Source organism: Marinisporobacter balticus (assembly GCF_004345705.1).
GTDB lineage: Bacteria > Bacillota > Clostridia > Peptostreptococcales > Thermotaleaceae > Marinisporobacter > Marinisporobacter balticus.
Genome location: NZ_SLWV01000001.1, coordinates 264,235 through 283,698, shown reverse-complemented (window position 1 = coordinate 283,698; position 19,464 = coordinate 264,235). Strand labels below are relative to the sequence as shown.

Below are 19,464 nucleotides of genomic sequence, written 5' to 3'. Positions count from 1 at the left end.
TGGAGGGCTAACAAAATGAAAGAGCTTGGTATGTATATTCACATTCCCTTTTGTATACAAAAATGTTTTTATTGTGATTTTTGTTCGTTTGCGAATAGGAAACATTTGATTCCTGAATATATAAATGCTTTAACAGAAGAAATGAAATCGTGGAAAGAAAAATTAAAAGAATATAGAATAAAATCTATATTTATAGGAGGGGGAACCCCATCAATTATTTCAATTGATGAAATGGATAAAGTATTAAGGACAATCTATTTGAATTTTGATTGCAAAAAAAATCTAGAATTTTCTATAGAAAGTAATCCAGGAACATTAGAAAAAGAAAAATTAGCATATTATTTAAATAATAATATAAATAGATTGAGTATAGGGCTACAGGCATGGCAAGATAATCTTCTGAAAAGTTTAGGGAGAATACATAATCAAGAAGTATTTTTGGAAAATTTTCTATTGGCGCGGGAAATTGGTTTTAAAAATATTAATATTGATTTAATGTTTGGCCTTCCTGAACAAACGTTAACACAGTGGCAAGAAACTTTGTATAATATAGTGGCACTTAGACCAGAGCATATTTCGGCTTATAGCTTAAAAATTGAAGAAAACACAGTGTTTGACAAGCTTTATGAAAGTGGTGTTTTACAATTGCCTTCAGAAGAACAAGATAGAGCAATGTATCATTTTGCAATAGATTATTTGCAAGAACATGAATATATTCATTATGAAATATCGAATTTTTCAACAAAGGGAAAAGAATGCATACATAATAAGATGTATTGGAATAATGAAGAATATATTGGATTTGGGTTGGGTGCCCACTCTTGCTTAGGAAAAGTACGTTTTTCAAATACAAAAGACTTAAATGAATATATTAATAAAGATAATGAAAGAGAAATAGACTATATAATTGAAGAAAAAATGTCACAAAAAGATGAAATTGCTGAAACTATGTTTTTAGGTTTAAGAATGATAGATGGCATAGAAATTGAAAGATTCACAAAAAGATTCAGTTGCAGTCCATTAAAATTATATAGGCATGAAATTTGTAAACTAAAAGAAGAAGGACTAATACACGTAGATGGTAAAAAAATAAGATTAACAAGAAAAGGAATAGATTTATCGAATCAAGTTTTTGTAGACTTTTTACCAGATTAAAAAAATAACAAAAATGTTATTGACAAATTATTTTATTAGTGATAATTTAAAAACATAATAGTTTAGCACTCATTAAAAGAGAGTGCTAACAAATAGGAGTGGTATTATGGAGCTGGGAGAAAGAAAATTAAAGATTCTGCAGGCCATAATAAAAGATTTTATAGATACAGCCGAACCTGTAGGCTCAAGAACATTAAGAAAAAAATATGATTTGGGGATTAGTGCTGCTACAATACGAAATGAAATGGCAGATTTGGAAGAAATGGGATATTTACAGCAACCCCATACTTCAGCTGGCAGAGTTCCTTCTGATAAGGGATATCGATTATATGTAGATAGTCTAATGATTATTGATAAACTAGCTCAGAGACAGAAGGAAGCTATAAGAAAAAGTATTTTACAAAGTGTAGGAGAAGTAGAACAAGTAATAACCAACACTTCAAAAATATTATCACAAATGACGCGGTTGACTTCTGTTGTTTTGTCGCCACAGTTCGATCAAAGTAAGTTAAAAACGGTTCAATTAATACCTGTTGATGAAAGTAGTATATTATTAGTAATCATATCTGAATCAGGGGTTGTAAAGAATACACTTTTGAGAATGAATGAAAGTTGCACACTAGATAATTTAATGTTTTTATCAAAAATGCTAAATATAAAGCTTAAGGGACAAACCATCAGAAATATCACATGGGATACTGTGGAGGATATCAAAAAAGAAATAAAAGCATTTAATTCATTACTAGATTTAGTCATGCCTGTTGTATTATCAACGCTAGAAGAGATGGTTAATATACAGATGTATTTAGATGGACTGACAAATATTTTTCATTTACCTGAGTATCATAGTATTGATAAAGCAAGAGATTTTATGGAAATGCTAAACCATAAAGAGAATATAATGGATTTATTAATCAATAGTAGAGATGGTGTAGACATCACCATTGGGAAAGAAAATAAACATGAGGCAATGCAGCAATGTAGCTTAGTTACAGCGACGTACAAAATAAATGGATTGATTGTTGGTAAAATTGGCGTGATTGGACCTACTAGGATGAATTATGAAAATATTGTTTCGGTTGTAGATTATATAACAAAAAACTTATCAAATTTGCTAGGAGCGTTGTAGAAAAAAGCAACTATATAGTGCAAAATATATGTTTTGCACTATATATATGTTTTTATCTATATGAGATATAAAGCATTACATAATAAAAGTATATAATTTTTTTCCTTTATAGTAAAAAGGTAAAAATACAAATGTAGGCAGGTGTTTAATCATGGAAGAAATGAAAGAGAATGAAACAAAGATGGATGAACCAGTAGAATCCAATCTAGATGCTACAAAAGAAGAAATGAATGAATGTAGCATGGAATTTGAAAAAATCAAAGAAGAAAACAAGGAGTTAAACAACAAATATTTGAGAATGACAGCAGATTTTCAAAATTATAGAAAAAGAGCAGAAAAAGAGAAAAGTGACATTTATAATTTTGCAAATGAAAAATTGATGATAGATTTATTGCCAACCATCGATAACCTAGAAAGAGCTATGCAGTCTTATACAGATGAAGGAAAAGATGCATCTCTTGCTGAAGGTATGGAGATGATTTTGAAGCAATTTTTAGATGTGTGTCATAAAAATGGCGTTGAAGAAATTGAAGCCATGAAAAAAGAATTTGACCCAAATTATCATCATGCTGTTATGCAAGAAGAAAATGATGATTATGACGCAAATATCATTATAGATGTATTCCAAAAAGGGTATACCCTTTTTGGAAAGGTTATTCGACCAAGTATGGTAAAAGTTTCAAAATAAAAAATTATATATAAGATGAAGGAGGAAATTTTACAATGGGTAAAATAATAGGTATTGACTTAGGGACAACCAATTCATGTGTTGCAGTTTTAGAAGGTGGAGACCCTGTTGTAATTCCAAATGCAGAAGGAAATAGAACAACACCATCTGTCGTTGCATTTACAAAAAGTGGAGAAAGACTTGTAGGAGAAACAGCAAAAAGACAAGCGATCACAAATCCTGATAAAACAATTATGTCTATAAAAAGAGAAATGGGTACAGATCATAAAGTGACAATTGATGGAAGAGATCATTCACCGCAAGAAATTTCAGCAATGACCCTTATGAAATTAAAAGCAGATGCAGAAAGCTATCTAGGAGAAAAAGTAACAGAAGCCGTTATCACTGTTCCTGCATATTTTACAGATAGTCAAAGACAAGCTACAAAAGATGCTGGGAAAATTGCAGGTCTCGAAGTAAAAAGAATTATCAACGAGCCCACAGCAGCATCATTAGCTTATGGCCTTGATAAAGACGATACACACCAAAAGATCATGGTATTTGATTTAGGTGGAGGTACTTTTGACGTTTCTGTATTAGAACTTGGGGATGGGGTATTTGAAGTATTAGCAACGCATGGAAATAACCATCTTGGAGGAGATGATTTTGACCAAATAATTATAGATTTTTTAGCAGAATCATTCCAAAAAGAACATGGGGTAGATTTGAGAAAAGATAAAATGTCATTACAAAGATTGAAAGAAGCTGCTGAAAAGGCGAAAAAAGAGTTGTCAAGTACACAAACAGCAAATATTAATTTACCTTTTGTTACAGCTACAGCTGAGGGACCTCTCCATTTAAATATGGATTTAACACGCGCTAAATTCAATCAACTTACTGCAAAGCTTGTAGAAGCAACAATGGAGCCGACAAAAAAAGCATTAAAGGATGCGGATTTAGGTACTGGAGAACTCGATAAAGTTGTTTTAGTAGGCGGTTCTACAAGAATTCCAGCTGTACAAGAAGCCGTAAAAAAACTTACAGGAAAAGATCCGCATAAAGGCGTTAATCCGGATGAGTGCGTGGCTATTGGTGCAGCTATTCAAGCAGGGGTATTAACTGGAGAAGTAAAAGATGTATTATTATTAGATGTAACACCACTTTCACTAGGAATTGAAACTTTAGGAAGTGTATTTACAAAGCTTATTGAAAGAAATACAACCATTCCTACGAAAAAGAGTCAAGTTTTTTCTACAGCAGCAGATAATCAAACAGCTGTAGATATACATGTATTACAAGGGGAAAGACAAATGGCTTCTGACAATATTACATTAGGAAGATTCCAATTAACTGGAATCATGCCAGCACAAAGAGGTATCCCTCAAATAGAAGTAACATTTGATATCGATGCGAATGGAATTGTTAATGTTAGTGCAAAAGATAATGGAACAGGAAAAGAACAAAAGATTACGATCACTGCTTCAACAAATTTATCAGATGCTGATATTGAAAAGAAAGTAAAAGAAGCTGAACAATATGCAGAAGAAGATAAAAAGAAAAAAGAAGCAATTGAAGAAAAAAATAAAGCAGATGCTATGGTTTATGAAACTGAAAAAGCATTAAAAGAAGTAGGAGACAAGATTAGTGTTGATGAAAAAACGAATGTTGAATCAAAACTTGAAGATCTTAAAAAAGCTTTAGAAGCAGATAATGCTGAAGAAATCAAAAAAGCAAATGAAGATTTAACAACTGCTTTCCATGTATTATCTCAAAAGATGTATGAACAAGCTGCTCAAAATGAAAACCCACAAGGAGAGCAAGGACAGAATACAACAAATGCACAAGATGACAATGTAGTAGATGCAGACTATGAAGTTGTGGATGATGAAGATAAATAGATAGAAGAGGCACCCTCATGGGTGCCTTGTAAATGTGAAAACACTTGCTAAAATTAGATATTTTTCATATAATTTATATAGTTTTGTGGTTTTCTCACAAAACCTGAATAGAAAGGCGGTGAGAAGTATGGCTAAAAGAGATTACTATGAAGTGTTAGGTGTAGATAGAGGAGCTGATGAACAAGCCATTAAGAAAGGTTACAGAAAAATGGCTATGAAGTATCATCCAGATAGAAATCCAGACAATAAGGAAGCAGAAGAAAAATTCAAAGAAGCGAATGAAGCTTATGAGGTTTTAAGTGATCAGAATAAAAAAGCAAGATATGATCAATTTGGGCATGCGGGTGTAGATGGAAATAGTCAAGGTGGATTTGGTGGTGCATCTGGATTTGGCGGATTTGATGATATTTTTGGTGATATATTTGATATGTTTGGGGGCGGGTTTTCTGGCGGGAGAAGAAAATCTGGACCTCAAAAAGGTGATGATTTAAAACAGGAAGTGGCAATAACTTTTGAAGAGGCTGCTTTTGGTGTTGAAAAAGAAATAAGTATTTCAAGACATGAAAACTGTTCTTCGTGTAACGGTACAGGAGCAAAGCCTGGAACAAATAAAAAAACATGTTCTAAGTGTAATGGAACAGGTGAAGTTCGTTATGCAACAAGAACGCCGCTCGGTCAATTTGTGAATGTGAAAACTTGTGATACATGTAATGGAGAAGGAAAAATCATTGAGCAACCTTGTGCAACTTGTAATGGAACAGGAAAAGCAATAAAAAATAAAAAAATGCAAATAAAAATTCCAGCAGGAGTAGATACAGGTTCTGTTATGTCCTTAAGAGGAGAAGGGGAGCCCGGTGAAAAAGGTGGACCTAGAGGAGATTTATATATTGTCATTCGCGTAAAGCAGCATGAAATTTTTAAAAGAGATGGAAATGATGTGATTTGTGAGGTACCAATTACTTTTGTACAGGCAGCATTAGGAGATGAACTCATTATTCCAACATTAGATGGGCAAATTAAGTATAAAGTTTCTGAAGGGACACAAAGCGGTACGATATTTAGAATGAAGGGTAAAGGCATACCTAATTTAAGAGGTTATGGCAGAGGGGATCATTACGTAAAAGTAGTTGTGGAAATCCCTACAAGACTTAATGAAAAGCAAAAAGAATTACTTAAGAAGTTTGCTGATATAATGGGAGAAGATGTACATGAACAGAGAAAGAGTTTTTTTGATAAAGTAAAAGATACTTTTGGTATTTAGCTAAAGCACCCAGTGATTACTGGGTGTTTCATTTGTATAATAGATTTATGCAAGTTTTTATCTAATAATTATAAGCGCGCTACTTTTTAAAGTGCGAGACTAAGAAACTCAATTAAGTTTTAATTCTATAAACTTATGGTAAAGACAAGTAGTCTAGGGTATAATAACACATAAAGTGGAAAGTTACGGAGGATTTAGAATATGAAATGGATAGAAGTGAAAATTAAAACAACGACAGAGGCTGTTGAAGCAGTAGCTAATATTTTGTATGATGCTGGGGTGGGAGGTGTGGTCATAGAAGATCCAAACGACTTGATTTTCAAAGAAAAAGAATCAGGAGATTGGGACTATGTTGATGAATCTATTTTTGAAAGAGAGTATGAAGGTGCCATAGTAAAAGGATATTTCCCAGAGAATGGAGACTTACTAGATAAAATTAAACTTATAGAAGAACATGTAGAAAAAATACCACAATACAATCTTGATAAAGGATTAGGAGAAGTTACAACAACAGAAGTCTATGAAGAAGATTGGGCGAATGAGTGGAAAAAATATTATAAACCTAAAAAAATAGGAGATAAGGTGGTTATAAAGCCTTCTTGGGAACCTTATGAAGCTGCATTTGATGAACTTGTGATCGAACTTGATCCAGGGATGGCATTTGGAACAGGCACCCATGAAACAACGATGATGTGCATACAAAATTTAGAAAAGTATATAACGAATGAACATGAGGTATTTGATATTGGCTGTGGCAGTGGTATTCTTTCTGTTGCAGCTGCAAAACTTGGAGCAAAGAAAGTTATAGGTGTTGATTTAGATGAAGTAGCCGTCACAGCTTCTAAAAGAAATGTATTAGAAAATGGAGTAGATACTAAAGTTGAGATAAAACATGGAAATTTGATGGATGTGATTATAGGAAAAGCAGACATTGTGGTTGCTAATATTATAGCAGATGTAATTATACATTTATCTTCCTATATAAGTGATTTTATGAAGAAAGATAGTGTTTTTATTGCTTCAGGTATTATTCTTGAAAAGATTGATGAAGTGGTCAAAGCCTTAGAAAAGAACGAGATGGAAATTCTTCATATTGATAGACAAGGTGAATGGGCAGTGATTGTTTCTAAAACAAAGGGTGAAAAAAGGGATGCATAGATTTTTTGTAAATGAAAAAAATATTTTAGGTGAAGAGCAAAAAATTATTATTGATGACAAGGAAGATGTGAAACATATTGGCAAGGTATTAAGGCTTTCGCAGGAAGATCGCATAGAGATCTGTGATGGACAGAATATAGATTATATAGGGGAAATTATTTCGTTAACAAAGTCAGAAATCATTGTAAATATATTAGAGCGACGTTTATCTAAAACTGAACCACTAGTGAATATAACACTTTTTCAAGGAATACCTAAATCAGCTAAAATGGATATGATTATACAAAAATGTACAGAACTTGGAATTAAAAGAATTGTTCCTGTGGTTACAGAGCGTACAATTGTACAATTAAAGGATGAAAAAGCTGAGACGAAAAAGATTGAAAGATGGCAAAAAGTTGCAGATGCGGCAGCAAAGCAGTGTAAGAGGGGTCGAATTCCTACGATTGCGTATCCTATTTCATTTGAAGAAATGTTAAATGAAATAGCTACGTATGATTTAAGGATGATTCCTTATGAGCAGGAAGAAAATAGAGGAATTAAAGGGCTTTTAAAGAATAATGGAGACTATAAAAGTGTTGCCATTATCATTGGACCAGAAGGTGGTTTTGAAAAAGACGAAATTATAGCGGCACAAGGTAAGGGGGCTTTATCTGTTACCTTAGGGCCTAGAATATTAAGGACTGAAACCGCGGGTTTTGTAGCTTTAAGTATATTGATGTATGAGATGGGTGATTTAGGAGGCATATAGATGAAGAAAGTAACATTTTATACCCTTGGATGTAAAGTGAATCAATATGAAACAGAGGCAATGGGAGAGGTTTTTGAAAAAGCTGGATATGAGATGGTAGATCACGAAGAACATGCAGATGTATATGTAATTAATACTTGTACTGTTACAAATCTAGGAGATCGAAAATCAAGACAGTTTATTCGAAGAGCAAAACGAAAGAATCCAAAGGCTATTATAGCAGTGGTGGGATGCTATTCTCAAACAGCCCCTAAGGAAGTAGCTTCTATTGAAGGCGTAAATATTATTTTAGGAACAAATGATCGGAATAAAATTGTTGAATATGTAGAAAAAGCAGCAGAGAGCAAGATGATTAATGCTGTTGATGATATTATGAAAATTCATGAATTTGAAGAAATGACGATAGGAGAAATAAAAGGAAAAACGAGAGCTTACCTTAAAATTCAAGAGGGATGCAATCAATATTGTACGTATTGTATTATTCCTTATGCAAGAGGACCTATTCGAAGCAGAAAAATAGAAGATATTGTAAGTGAAGTGAAACGTTTAGCAAAGAATCACTTTAAAGAAATTGTGCTTACGGGAATTCATGTAGCATCTTATGGAAAAGATCTAAAAAACACGTCATTATTGGATGTAATTGATGCAGTACATGAAGTGGAGGGTATCGAACGGATAAGAATTAGTTCTATAGAACCAACAATTATGACAGAAGACTTTGTAAAGACGCTTTCAAACTTAAAAAAAGTTTGTCCGCATTTTCATTTGTCATTGCAAAGTGGATGTGATGAGACGCTTAAGAGAATGAATAGAAAATATACTACAATAGAATACAAAACAATTGTAGAGCGGCTAAGAAAATATATGCCTGATGCATCCATCACTACAGATATTATGGTAGGGTTTCCTGGAGAAACAGAAGAAGAATTTGAAAAAACCTTTGAATTTGTTCAAGAGATTGGATTAAGTCAAATTCATGTATTTAAATATTCTCAAAGAAGAGGAACACCAGCTGCTAAATATGAAAATCAAGTGCCCTCGAAAATAAAGAATAGAAGAAGCGAAAGATTGCTAACATTGGCAAACGAAAGTCTAATAAAATATCATGAGAAATTCATACATACACAAAGACCTGTACTCTTTGAGACGGAAAGTAATGAAATGCAAGGTTATTATGAAGGATTAACAGATAACTATATTCGCACATTTGTCCAATCAAAAGAGGATGTAGAAGGGAAAATATTGCTAGTAGTATTAGAAAAAATATTAGAAGAAGCAGTAGTAGGAAAAATATTAGACAAATAGAAAGTATAAGACGTTTGAAAGAAGGAATTCTATTATTTGTGTTGAATAGATATGGATAGAAGTGTGTAATGGTATAAAGGAGGTGAATAGAATGGCCGATTGTATTTTTTGCAAAATTGCTTCTGGAGAAATTCCATCAAAAGTGGTATATGAGGATAATTTTGTAATGGCTTTTCATGATATAGAGCCGCAAGCGCCAACACATATTGTAATAATTCCAAGAGAACATATAGCATCACTTGATCATGTTTCTGATAGTCATAAAGATCTACTTGGACATATTTTCCTTTCGATAAAAAAAGTTGCAAAAGCGCTAGACTTAAAAGATGGCTATAGAGTTGTAAGTAACTGTGGGCATTTAGGTGGACAAACTGTAAGTCATATACATTTCCATCTTCTAGGTGGACGACAACTTCAGTGGCCTCCGGGTTAAAAAAAGTTGCACAAATTGTTAATTTAATGTATAATAACATAGTGCTATTTTGGATGCCTAAATGGTTCTGTTTCATTTGGAATTCTATGAGCATGCATAAGTTTGCTAGCGGAGGGAGGGAGAATTATGTCAACAGAAATTAAATTAGGGGAAAGCGAAACTCTTGAAAGTGCTCTTCGCAGATTCAAGCGCTCATGTGCGAAAAGTGGTGTTTTATCAGAAGTTAGAAAAAGAGAACATTACGAAAAGCCTAGCGTAAAACGTAAAAAGAAAGCAGAGGCTGCTAGAAGAAATAAAGCTAAGAAAAAATTCTAATAAATTTAAAAAAGAGGTGTCACACATGTCCCTCAAAGAGAGATTAATGGCTGATTTAAAAGAAGCCATGAAGGAAAAAAAGAAACTTGAAAAAGCAGTTATAACCATGGTACGATCCGCTATAAAACAATATGAAGTTGATCATAGAGTAGAGCTTGATGATGAAGCTATTTTAGATATCGTATCAAAGCAAGTAAAACAAAAAAAAGATGCTATTGAAGAGTTTGCCAAGGGTGGAAGAGATGACTTGGTGGATGAAGCAAAAGCTGAAATAGACATTTTATTGAACTATTTGCCACAACAATTGACAGAAAAAGAGCTTACACAAATTGTTAGTCAAACAATTGAAGAAGTTGGTGCGAATAGTATGAAAGATATGGGTAAAATTATGTCAGCAGTGATGCCTAAAGTAAAAGGTAGAACAGATGGCAAAACGGTAAATAGAATTATAAAACAATTTCTATAATAAAAAATGATCTAAGTTTAACTTAGGTCATTTTTTCTATTTTTACTATGAATTGTTTAAAAAAAGCATGAAATGTAATATACTATATTGGAAGACAAGATTTTAGGTTTATTATTAAAGGAGGTGAAAAGTTTGAAAAGATTTTATATGAAATATATGCTTTTTTGCGTATTAATCGTATACTGTGTATTTTCTAGTACTTATGCTTATGCTGAAAATGAGAAAAGTGTATATGTCATACCTATAAAGGGGGAGATTAATCCTGCTGTTACACAATTTGTGGAAAAGGAAATAAGAAAAGCAGAAAATGATCCGGATTCTGTAGCAATTATATTTGAAATCGATACATTAGGAGGGATGATTAAAGAAGCTACGAAAATAAGAGATCATATGATGAAAACATCCCTTCGAACGATTTCTTTTGTGAATAAAAAAGCAGAATCAGCAGGGGTGCTGCTAACGATTGCATCAGAACGTATTGCTATGAGCAGTGGAAGTACAATAGGATCGGCAGAAACCATTCCGTATACAGAAAAAAATATTTCGTATTGGAAAGGTGAATTGAGAACTACTGCAGAGCAAAGAGGGAGAGATACAAAATTAGTAGAAGCTATGGCAGATCGACGTATTGAAATAATAGATCCAAATGATGCAACAAAATATGTTGCACAGAAGGGTGAATTGTTAAATTTAACAACAAAAGAAGCTGAAAATCTAGGATTTACTGATTTAGTAGGAAATAGCTATGAAGAGATTTTAGACACATTAAATGTGAATTATACAAAAATCATTAATATCAAACCAGATTTTAAAATGATGATTGCACAAGGGGTCACAAGCTCTGTACTGCTCCCTATCCTCTTAAGCATAGGGTTTATTGGGATGATCATAGAATTTTTAACACCAGGCTTTGGTGTTGGAGGAACAATTAGTTTTATTGCTTTTACTATTTTTTTTGGGGGAAGCATGTTAGCTGGGAATGCTGGCGTTTCGGTAATTATGATTTTTGTCACGGGGATAATCCTTCTATTCATTGAATTGATAGCACCAGGGTTTGGCGCACCAGGAATAGGTGGGATTTTATGTATTATACTAAGTATTGTTTTATCTTCAGATTCTATTGTGCTTGGTATTACATCGTTAGGTATTGCTTTTATTTTAGCAATCATTACGGCTGTTTTATTACTAAAATATGCACCAAAGAATAGATATTTTGATAAAATCATTCTTGAAACCCAGTTGAGAAAAGATAAAGGTTTTGTAACTACACAACAGAAAAAATCTTTATTAGGATTAGAGGGTATAACGGTTACGCCATTGCGTCCTGCTGGGATGGCAGAAATAGAAAAAACAAAAATAGATGTTGTAGCAGAAGGCGAATTTATTGATGTACATACGAAAGTGAAAGTGATTAAAGTAGAGGGTAGAAAAATAGTAGTAAAAAAAATAAATTAGGAGGTTTTAAAATATGTCACCTATTGTTGGGTTTGGGATTATGGCTATTGTTGTACTTTTGGTTTTAGGATTACTTTTGAGTTTTATACCTGTAGGATTATGGATTACAGCCTATTTTTCAGGTGTGAAAATAGGTATTTTTACCTTGGTAGGGATGCGTTTTAGAAGAGTGTCTCCATCTAGAATTGTAAATCCTCTTATTAAAGCAACAAAAGCAGGATTAGATCTAGATATAGATAAATTAGAAGCACATTATCTTGCTGGAGGAGATGTGGATAGTGTAATAAATGCCCTTATTGCTGCGCAAAGGGCGGAGATATTTTTAGAATTTGAAAGAGCTGCTGCAATTGATTTAGCAGGTAGAGAAGTCTTGAGTGCTGTTCAGGTAAGTGTTAATCCAAAAGTAATAGAAACTCCAAAAGTCGCAGCGGTTTCTAGGGATGGTATTGAAGTAATGGTAAAAGCAAGGGTAACAGTAAGAGTGAATATTGAAAGACTTGTTGGAGGTGCTGGAGAAGAAACGATCATTGCTAGAGTAGGAGAAGGAATTGTAACGACAGTAGGTTCTGCGACGAGCCATAAAGAAGTCTTAGAAAATCCTGATTTGATATCAAGAACTGTTTTATCTAAAGGGTTAGATGCAGGTACGGCCTTTGAGATATTATCTATTGATATTGCTGATGTAGATGTAGGAAGAAATATTGGTGCACAACTTCAAACAGAACAAGCAGAAGCGGATAAAAGAATTGCGCAAGCAAAAGCAGAAGAAAGACGTGCAATGGCTGTTGCAAAAGAACAGGAAATGGTGGCAGCTGTACAAGAAATGCGTGCAAAGGTTGTAGAAGCTGAAGCAGAAGTTCCTAAAGCTATGGCTATGGCCCTAAGAGAAGGAAAACTTGGTGTGATGGACTATTATAATATGCAAAATATTATGGCAGATACAACCATGAGAAAGAGTATATCTATATTAGGAAAAGAAGAAGATACAAATTCTCAAGTAAAGAAATAGTTGACTTCTTTTTAACTTAAAGGATGTGAGCCAATGGATTTTGATAAAATTATATCGATATTACTTCCACTTATTTTCTTTATAGGACAGGTAATTTTTAAAAAAGATAATAAAGAAAAACTAAAACATAAAAATGACGCAAAAAAAGATAAAAAAAATGATTATAGAGACAAAGGAAATAAGTATATAAAAGGATTTGAAGAAAAAGCACAGGGACTAAAGGACGAAATACATTCAACTTTAGAGAATATGGAAGTAGATGATTATAAGGGCCAAGCGCCTATGATTTACGAAGCAAAAGTAGAAAATGATCATCGACAAGTAAATGTAAAGGGAATACCAGATGTTAATACATCTAATAAATCTATAGAAATTAAAGAGACTGCGATAAAAGAAGAAATAAGAGATGTGATTTGCGAAAGAGAAATCGGTAAAAAAGGAATTTTGATCAATAAAAACAATTTGATATATGGTATTATTATGTCAGAGATATTAGAAAAACCAAAGTCTTTGAGAAGATAAAAAGCTGTGAAAATATTTTCGCAGCTTTTTTCTTCTATTTAAGTCCTTAAAATAAAGGAATACAGCATAATATAGAAGCATAAAATTAAATATAAAGGGGGAGTATCTTATGAAAAGGAAGGCAAAAGAGATAAAAGAAAGTGTATCAGAGTTATTAGAACTTCCTAAAGATATTATATTAGATCTTCCAAGAATTACTTTACTGGGAAATATACAATTATATATTGAAAACCATAAGGGGATTATTGAATATTCTGAACTTAGAATAAGAATAAATACAAAAAGTGGTGTGATTAGAATCGTAGGAAAAGATCTCTCGATTAAAACCATTATGACAGAAGAAATTATTGTATGTGGAAGCATTGAAAATATTGAGTTTGTCAAGTAATATTTTTACAGAATAAGGGGGGAGGGAATTTTGATCATAGTAAAGCTATGGAATTTTTTTAGAGGATATGTTGTTATTAAAATTGAAGGTCTAGCACTAGAAAAATTTATAAACTATGCGATTGCGAGGGGAATATATCTTTGGGATATTGTTAGGATAGATTATACTACACTAGAGGCAAAGGTAGGGTTAGAAGGATACAAAGAACTTAGGCATATTGTAAAAAGGGCAGGATGTAGAGTGAAAATTAGACAAAAAATAGGATATCCTTTTTTTATGTACAAAATTAAAATGAGAAAAATGTTTGTAGTGGGATTTGCTATTGCAATATGTATTATAATGAGTACTACTTCTTTTGTATGGAATGTTGAAATTGTTGGAAATGAGAAAATATCACAAACAGAAATAAGAGAAAGGTTAAATGAATTGGGTTTGTATACAGGGGTATGCAAATATAAACTAGATCTATCAGATATAGAGAATAATATGATGATAGAACTTGAAAATTTGGCTTGGGTAGGGATAGAGATACAAGGAACAAAGGCAATTGTAGAGATTGTTGAGAACGTATCACCTCCAGAAAAAATACCCAAAGAAGTACCATGCGATATTATTGCTAGAAAAAAAGGTGTGATTAATAAATTGATTGTAAAAGAAGGAGATGCATTGGTACAGGAAGGAGATATTGTAAAGAACGGGCAAGTTTTAATGACAGGGGTTATTGAAAGAGAAGGATTAGAAAAAAGGTATGTACATGCATTCGGAGAAGTATTTGCGAAGACTTATTATGAAGAAGTGGGTGCCATTTCTTTGGTCAAATTTAAAAAAATAAAAACAGGAAATAAGTTTGTAAGAAGAATTATAAAAATTGGAAATAATCAAATCATATTAAGTTTAGGAGAAATCCCCTATAATAATGTTATAATTGAGAAAAAGAATAAAAGTCTTTCAAGTTGGAGGAATATTAAAATGCCTGTCGAAATTCTTATAGAGGAGTATTATGAAGCTACCTCACAAAAGGAAGTAATTGATAAAAGTACTGCAAAACAGGCAATGCAAGAGAAATTAATGGTAAAGTTGCTTAATAAGATACCGGAAAATGTGAAAATATTAAATAAAGATATAGTATTCTATGAAGAAAAAAATAGAATACGGGCAAAATTAACAATTGAAGTTTTGGAAGAAATAGGAAAGCAACAGCGGATTACATCTATTGTCAAGGAGGATGAGTGATTGGAACAAAAATGGATAGAGAAAAAAATAAGTATGAACGAATTTGATTATACAAAAGAATTATTTGGAAATTTCGACGAAAATATAAAAATTATTGAAAACACATTTCATGTAAATGTTGTAGTAAGACAAGGAGAAATTGTAATCATTGGGAGTCTAGAGGAAGTAGAGATGACAGAAAAACTTCTATATAGATTGATTCAAATTGTTAAGATAGGAGAAAACTTAGATAGTCAGAAAATAAATTATTCTATCAAGTTGCTTATGGAAGGACAAGATGATAAAATAGAAGGTTTATTAGAAGAGATCGTTTGTATTAGTGCCAAAGGAAAACGAATAAAACCAAAGACATTAGGACAAAAAAAATATGTTAAGAGTATAAAAAATAGTGATGTAGTATTCGGAATTGGTCCTGCAGGAACGGGAAAGACTTATTTAGCTATGGCTATGGCAGTAAGTGCTTTTAAAAATAAAGAAGTAAGTAGAATTATACTAACAAGACCTGCAGTAGAAGCAGGAGAGAGTTTAGGATTCTTACCAGGTGATTTACAAGATAAGGTAGATCCTTATTTAAGACCCCTTTATGACGCCCTATATGATATATTAGGTGGGGAAACTTTCTTAAAATACAAAGAAAAAGGAATGATAGAGGTAGCACCCTTAGCATATATGAGAGGGAGAACATTAAATGATGCATTTGTTATTTTAGATGAAGCACAAAATACGACAAGGGCACAAATGAAAATGTTTTTAACAAGACTGGGTGTAGGATCAAAGGCTATTGTAACGGGAGATATAACACAGATAGATTTACCTAAAGGGAAAGAATCAGGGCTTAAGGAAGCTATAGAAATTTTGACGCAAGTAGGAGGCATCGACTTTGTATTTTTGGATGAAAATGATGTAGTTAGACATTCGTTAGTACAAAGAATTATTAAAGCTTATGAACAACATGAACAAAAGAAAGAAATACTTATTAAAAGTAAAGATGGACATAGGAAAAGATAGAAAAACTAGGGGGAAATTTATATGACCTTTTTTAAGCATGTCCTGCAGAAAATAAATAATACGATACTTGTACGTTTTTTACGAAAAAAGATGGTAAGTAAAATTATGCTTACAGCAATTTTTTTTGTGGTCATCTTTTTTAGTATGATTGCAAGTCTTGCACCTCAAAAATATGAGTTGCAAGTAGGACAGAAAGCACCAGAAGATCTTCGGGCACCAAGAGATATAGAAAATAAAATTGAAACGCAGCGGCTCATAAAAAAAGCAGAAGATGCTGTTGAACCAAAAGAGAAAATTGATCCAACGATTCAAATTGACATAAAGAAAAAAATTGAAAAATTTTTTGAAAATACTTATGAAATTCGATCACTAGAGGATATTACAACTGAAGAAAAGTTAAATAGACTAAAGGAAAAAGATGAAATAAATTTAAATGATGATGAGCTTGTCTTAATGCTTGTAGCATCTGAGAAACATTTGAAAAATATTGAAAGCTATATATATGAAATTATTACCCAAGTAATGTCTAATGGAATTAAAACCGAAGAATTAGAAAAAGAGAAAAAGAATATTGAAAATTATTTTAAAGGACTAAAAGATTTCAGTGAGAAAATACGATCACTAGGTAGTCAAATTGTAAATACATCCATTCAAGCAAATCGTTTTTTAGATGTTGAGCGAACACAGCAAAAGAGGGAAGAAGCAAAAGAGAGTGTTGATGCAGTTATGGTTAAAAAAGGTAATACCATTGTAAATCAAGGAGAAACCATAACAAGAGAACAATTACAACTTCTGAAGGATGCGGGAATGACAAAAAAGCAAGGAAGCAAAGATTTTTCGCTACAGATTGGGGTAGCTATCTTAGTTATGAGTGCACAAATCTTGTTAATCGCATATATGTATGTATTTAACAAAAATATTTTTGAGTCTTTACCAAAGCTTTATCTTATATTTATTATATTTGTATCTGTTTATATGGTAGCTAAAACAACCTATGATATTTCTTTTTTCATAGCACCAGTTGCAACGGCTGCTATGCTTGTAGGTATTTTGATCGATACAAGATTAGCCATATCTATTAATTTAGTTATGGTAATACTTCTTACACTTAGCAGTGGGAATCATATTGGTTTTTTCATTACTGCACTTATAGGAGGAACGGTAGGAGCTTGTAGTGTTACACGTACCCATCAGAGATCAAATATATTTTTAGCAGGAGTAATTGTAAGCTTTAGTAATATGATGATTATTATTGGATTAGGAATGCTGAACCACTATGAATTTTCTAAAATAGCTATAGATAGCTTGTATGGTATATTAAATGGGATATTTTGTGCCATACTAACCATAGGGACATTACCATTATGGGAATCAGCCTTTCATATCTTGACACCGCTGAAGTTATTAGAATTATCTAATCCAAACCACCCAGTCCTAAAAAAATTACTACTTGAGGCGCCAGGAACGTACCATCATAGCATTATTGTAGGTAATTTAAGTGAAGCTGCAGCTGAGGCAATAAGCGCCAATGGATTATTTGCAAGAGTGAGTGCTTATTATCACGATATAGGGAAGCTCAAAAGACCGTATTTATTTAAAGAAAATCAATTAACTAGTGAAAATCCGCATGACAAAATTGCTGCTAGTCTAAGTGCTATGATTATAACAAGTCATGTAAAAGATGGTTTAGAAATAGGGGCAAAATATAAACTACCACAAGAGATTATTGATATGATTGAGCAGCATCATGGGAATACATTAGTTAAGTATTTTTACCATAAAGCGATGAATGAAGAGGAAAAAGAACAAGTTGATGAGAAGGATTTTCGTTATGAAGGAAAAAGACCTCAGTCTAGAGAAGCTGCTATTGTTATGATTGCAGATTCAGTAGAAGCTGCTGTGAGAAGTATGCCAGGACCAAATAACGAAAAAATAAAAAACTTAATAGATAAAATTATAGAGGACAAGCTTAGTGATGGTCAATTAGATGAATGTGATATAACCCTGAAGGATTTAGAAAGAATGAAAGCATCTTTTAGAAGGGTTTTAATGGGCATATTCCATGAAAGAATAGAATATCCGGAATTAAATACAAAAAAGGTAGAGGTGGCAAAATAAATGGACATAATGATAGATAATAGACAAAAGATCATAGAATATGATAAAAAAAATGAAGCTTTAATAATGAAAGCGATTGATTTATCTTTAGAAAAAGAAGGGGTATCTAAGGATATAGAGATAAGTATATCTTTTGTAAACAATGATGAAATACATGTTTTAAATAGGAATTACAGAGGGGTAGATCGACCGACAGATGTCTTGAGTTTTCCACAATACGAAAATATACATGAGATAATTGAGCCAACTGTATTAGGAGATATTGTGATTTCTTTGGAAAAAGCAAAAGCGCAAGCTGCTTCCTTTGGGCATTCTTTTGAAAGAGAAGTGTTATTTTTAATAGTTCATAGTATGTTCCATCTTTTTGGATATGATCATGATACAGAAGAAAATACTAAAGTAATGCGAAAAAAAGAAGAAGATGTATTGCAACAAATGGGTATACTAAGAAAATAAGTGAGGTACTTTCATGAAAGTAAGAAAACTAATAGATAGTTTTAACTACGCCATTGATGGTATTATCTACACTTTGAAAACCCAACGGAATATGCGAATACATTTTACGATGGCTGTGATTGTATTGTTTTTGAGTTTGTTTTTTGATTTATCGAAGTTAGAAATACTCATTTTATTTTTTACAATTGCCTTAGTAGTCATTGCTGAAATGATCAATACTTCTATTGAAGCAAGCATAGATTTAATAACAGATCAATACCATGAATTGGCTAAAATTGCTAAAAATGTAGCGGCAGGGGCAGTACTTATAGCTGCTTTAAATGCGGTTGTTGTTGCCTACATTATCTTTTTTGATAAATTTAATAGGATTACAGACATGGTTTTGCATAAAGTTAGAAAAATGCCGATTCATATTACATTTATTAGTTTACTGATTACAATTTTAGTTGTGATTAGTATAAAAGCTTATACGGGAAAAGGTACTCCTTTAAGAGGAGGAATGCCAAGTGGCCATACGGCGATTGCATTTTCAATCTTAACGTCTATTGCATTTATATCTGAAAATACCCTTACGATTTCACTATGCTTGCTAATGTCAATTTTAGTGGGGCAAAGCAGGATTGAAACAGGTATTCATAATTTTTTTCAGGTTATAATGGGTGCAATTTTAGGGATATTCATTACAGTATTCATTTTTCAAATCATTTATTAGGGGGGGAGTAGGTTAGGGCTACTAC

Annotated in this window: 20 protein-coding genes; all 20 read left to right on the top strand. The window is 32.4% G+C overall.

All coding sequences use genetic code 11. The features are described 5' to 3' along the window. The first annotated feature begins 15 nt into the window (after positions 1-15). The 20 genes from hemW to EV214_RS01330 all read left to right on the top strand — a co-directional run bounded on the left by hemW (position 16) and on the right by EV214_RS01330 (position 19,439). Entirely contained in the window at positions 16-1,155 is a 1,140-nt protein-coding gene (hemW, locus tag EV214_RS01425; RefSeq protein WP_132241936.1) for a radical SAM family heme chaperone HemW, read from the top strand. Positions 1,156-1,261: 106 nt separating this feature from the next. Further along, a complete protein-coding gene (hrcA, locus tag EV214_RS01420; RefSeq protein WP_132241934.1) occupies positions 1,262-2,284 on the top strand; it encodes a heat-inducible transcriptional repressor HrcA in 1,023 nt (340 codons plus the stop codon). A gap of 151 nt (positions 2,285-2,435) precedes the next feature. Then, on the top strand, positions 2,436-2,972 hold the full coding sequence (gene grpE, locus EV214_RS01415; RefSeq protein WP_132241932.1) for a nucleotide exchange factor GrpE: 537 nt from the start codon (positions 2,436-2,438) through the stop codon (positions 2,970-2,972). A gap of 35 nt (positions 2,973-3,007) precedes the next feature. Beyond that, positions 3,008-4,849 (top strand): molecular chaperone DnaK, encoded by a 1,842-nt coding sequence (gene dnaK / locus EV214_RS01410; RefSeq protein WP_132241930.1) that lies wholly within the window; start codon positions 3,008-3,010, stop codon positions 4,847-4,849. Between the two features lie 127 nt (positions 4,850-4,976). Continuing rightward, the gene (gene dnaJ / locus EV214_RS01405) at positions 4,977-6,110 is read left to right on the top strand and encodes a molecular chaperone DnaJ (RefSeq protein WP_132241928.1); all 1,134 of its coding nucleotides are present in this window, start codon (positions 4,977-4,979) and stop codon (positions 6,108-6,110) included. Between the two features lie 201 nt (positions 6,111-6,311). Beyond that, positions 6,312-7,268, top strand: coding sequence for a 50S ribosomal protein L11 methyltransferase (gene prmA / locus EV214_RS01400; protein WP_132241926.1), 957 nt, complete (start codon positions 6,312-6,314; stop codon positions 7,266-7,268). Further along, positions 7,261-8,019 (top strand): 16S rRNA (uracil(1498)-N(3))-methyltransferase, encoded by a 759-nt coding sequence (locus EV214_RS01395; RefSeq protein WP_132241924.1) that lies wholly within the window; start codon positions 7,261-7,263, stop codon positions 8,017-8,019. Before prmA ends, EV214_RS01395 begins: the two co-directional genes overlap by 8 nt. Then, the gene (gene mtaB, locus EV214_RS01390; protein WP_132241922.1) at positions 8,020-9,324 is read left to right on the top strand and encodes a tRNA (N(6)-L-threonylcarbamoyladenosine(37)-C(2))-methylthiotransferase MtaB; all 1,305 of its coding nucleotides are present in this window, start codon (positions 8,020-8,022) and stop codon (positions 9,322-9,324) included. Positions 9,325-9,415: 91 nt separating this feature from the next. After that, positions 9,416-9,757 (top strand): histidine triad nucleotide-binding protein, encoded by a 342-nt coding sequence (locus EV214_RS01385; protein ID WP_132241920.1) that lies wholly within the window; start codon positions 9,416-9,418, stop codon positions 9,755-9,757. Between the two features lie 126 nt (positions 9,758-9,883). Beyond that, positions 9,884-10,072 (top strand): 30S ribosomal protein S21, encoded by a 189-nt coding sequence (gene rpsU / locus EV214_RS01380; RefSeq protein WP_132241918.1) that lies wholly within the window; start codon positions 9,884-9,886, stop codon positions 10,070-10,072. Positions 10,073-10,097: 25 nt separating this feature from the next. Then, positions 10,098-10,538, top strand: coding sequence for a GatB/YqeY domain-containing protein (locus EV214_RS01375; RefSeq protein ID WP_132241916.1), 441 nt, complete (start codon positions 10,098-10,100; stop codon positions 10,536-10,538). A gap of 132 nt (positions 10,539-10,670) precedes the next feature. Continuing rightward, entirely contained in the window at positions 10,671-11,993 is a 1,323-nt protein-coding gene (locus tag EV214_RS01370; RefSeq protein WP_132241913.1) for an NfeD family protein, read from the top strand. 13 nt (positions 11,994-12,006) lie between these two features. Then, positions 12,007-13,002: a flotillin-like protein FloA gene (gene floA / locus EV214_RS01365; protein WP_132241911.1), complete on the top strand. Its 996-nt coding sequence runs from the start codon at positions 12,007-12,009 to the stop codon at positions 13,000-13,002. A gap of 33 nt (positions 13,003-13,035) precedes the next feature. Next, positions 13,036-13,524: a hypothetical protein gene (locus EV214_RS01360; protein ID WP_132241909.1), complete on the top strand. Its 489-nt coding sequence runs from the start codon at positions 13,036-13,038 to the stop codon at positions 13,522-13,524. Positions 13,525-13,633: 109 nt separating this feature from the next. Then, on the top strand, positions 13,634-13,912 hold the full coding sequence (yqfC, locus tag EV214_RS01355) for a sporulation protein YqfC (protein WP_132241907.1): 279 nt from the start codon (positions 13,634-13,636) through the stop codon (positions 13,910-13,912). Positions 13,913-13,942: 30 nt separating this feature from the next. After that, entirely contained in the window at positions 13,943-15,145 is a 1,203-nt protein-coding gene (gene yqfD, locus EV214_RS01350; RefSeq protein ID WP_165916167.1) for a sporulation protein YqfD, read from the top strand. A 33-nt stretch (positions 15,146-15,178) separates the two neighbouring features. Beyond that, the gene (locus tag EV214_RS01345) at positions 15,179-16,153 is read left to right on the top strand and encodes a PhoH family protein (RefSeq protein WP_132242048.1); all 975 of its coding nucleotides are present in this window, start codon (positions 15,179-15,181) and stop codon (positions 16,151-16,153) included. Positions 16,154-16,174: 21 nt separating this feature from the next. Next, positions 16,175-18,271 (top strand): HD family phosphohydrolase, encoded by a 2,097-nt coding sequence (locus EV214_RS01340; protein WP_132241903.1) that lies wholly within the window; start codon positions 16,175-16,177, stop codon positions 18,269-18,271. Beyond that, the gene (gene ybeY, locus EV214_RS01335; RefSeq protein WP_132241901.1) at positions 18,272-18,727 is read left to right on the top strand and encodes an rRNA maturation RNase YbeY; all 456 of its coding nucleotides are present in this window, start codon (positions 18,272-18,274) and stop codon (positions 18,725-18,727) included. Between the two features lie 13 nt (positions 18,728-18,740). Continuing rightward, entirely contained in the window at positions 18,741-19,439 is a 699-nt protein-coding gene (locus EV214_RS01330; RefSeq protein ID WP_132241899.1) for a diacylglycerol kinase, read from the top strand. The last annotated feature ends 25 nt before the right edge of the window (positions 19,440-19,464 follow it).

Bases quoted from the DNA above. Each gene is read 5' to 3' on its own strand.
- EV214_RS01330 (WP_132241899.1), top strand. From the start codon at position 18,741: ATGAAAGTAAGAAAACTAATAGATAGTTTTAACTACGCCATTGATGGT.
- floA (WP_132241911.1), top strand. From the start codon at position 12,007: ATGTCACCTATTGTTGGGTTTGGGATTATGGCTATTGTTGTACTTTTG.
- dnaJ (WP_132241928.1), top strand. From the start codon at position 4,977: ATGGCTAAAAGAGATTACTATGAAGTGTTAGGTGTAGATAGAGGAGCT.
- hemW (WP_132241936.1), top strand. From the start codon at position 16: ATGAAAGAGCTTGGTATGTATATTCACATTCCCTTTTGTATACAAAAA.
- EV214_RS01385 (WP_132241920.1), top strand. From the start codon at position 9,416: ATGGCCGATTGTATTTTTTGCAAAATTGCTTCTGGAGAAATTCCATCA.
- hrcA (WP_132241934.1), top strand. From the start codon at position 1,262: ATGGAGCTGGGAGAAAGAAAATTAAAGATTCTGCAGGCCATAATAAAA.
- rpsU (WP_132241918.1), top strand. From the start codon at position 9,884: ATGTCAACAGAAATTAAATTAGGGGAAAGCGAAACTCTTGAAAGTGCT.
- ybeY (WP_132241901.1), top strand. From the start codon at position 18,272: ATGGACATAATGATAGATAATAGACAAAAGATCATAGAATATGATAAA.
- grpE (WP_132241932.1), top strand. From the start codon at position 2,436: ATGGAAGAAATGAAAGAGAATGAAACAAAGATGGATGAACCAGTAGAA.
- EV214_RS01360 (WP_132241909.1), top strand. From the start codon at position 13,036: ATGGATTTTGATAAAATTATATCGATATTACTTCCACTTATTTTCTTT.
- prmA (WP_132241926.1), top strand. From the start codon at position 6,312: ATGAAATGGATAGAAGTGAAAATTAAAACAACGACAGAGGCTGTTGAA.
- EV214_RS01345 (WP_132242048.1), top strand. From the start codon at position 15,179: ATGAACGAATTTGATTATACAAAAGAATTATTTGGAAATTTCGACGAA.
- EV214_RS01340 (WP_132241903.1), top strand. From the start codon at position 16,175: ATGACCTTTTTTAAGCATGTCCTGCAGAAAATAAATAATACGATACTT.
- dnaK (WP_132241930.1), top strand. From the start codon at position 3,008: ATGGGTAAAATAATAGGTATTGACTTAGGGACAACCAATTCATGTGTT.
- EV214_RS01375 (WP_132241916.1), top strand. From the start codon at position 10,098: ATGTCCCTCAAAGAGAGATTAATGGCTGATTTAAAAGAAGCCATGAAG.
- yqfC (WP_132241907.1), top strand. From the start codon at position 13,634: ATGAAAAGGAAGGCAAAAGAGATAAAAGAAAGTGTATCAGAGTTATTA.
- EV214_RS01395 (WP_132241924.1), top strand. From the start codon at position 7,261: ATGCATAGATTTTTTGTAAATGAAAAAAATATTTTAGGTGAAGAGCAA.
- mtaB (WP_132241922.1), top strand. From the start codon at position 8,020: ATGAAGAAAGTAACATTTTATACCCTTGGATGTAAAGTGAATCAATAT.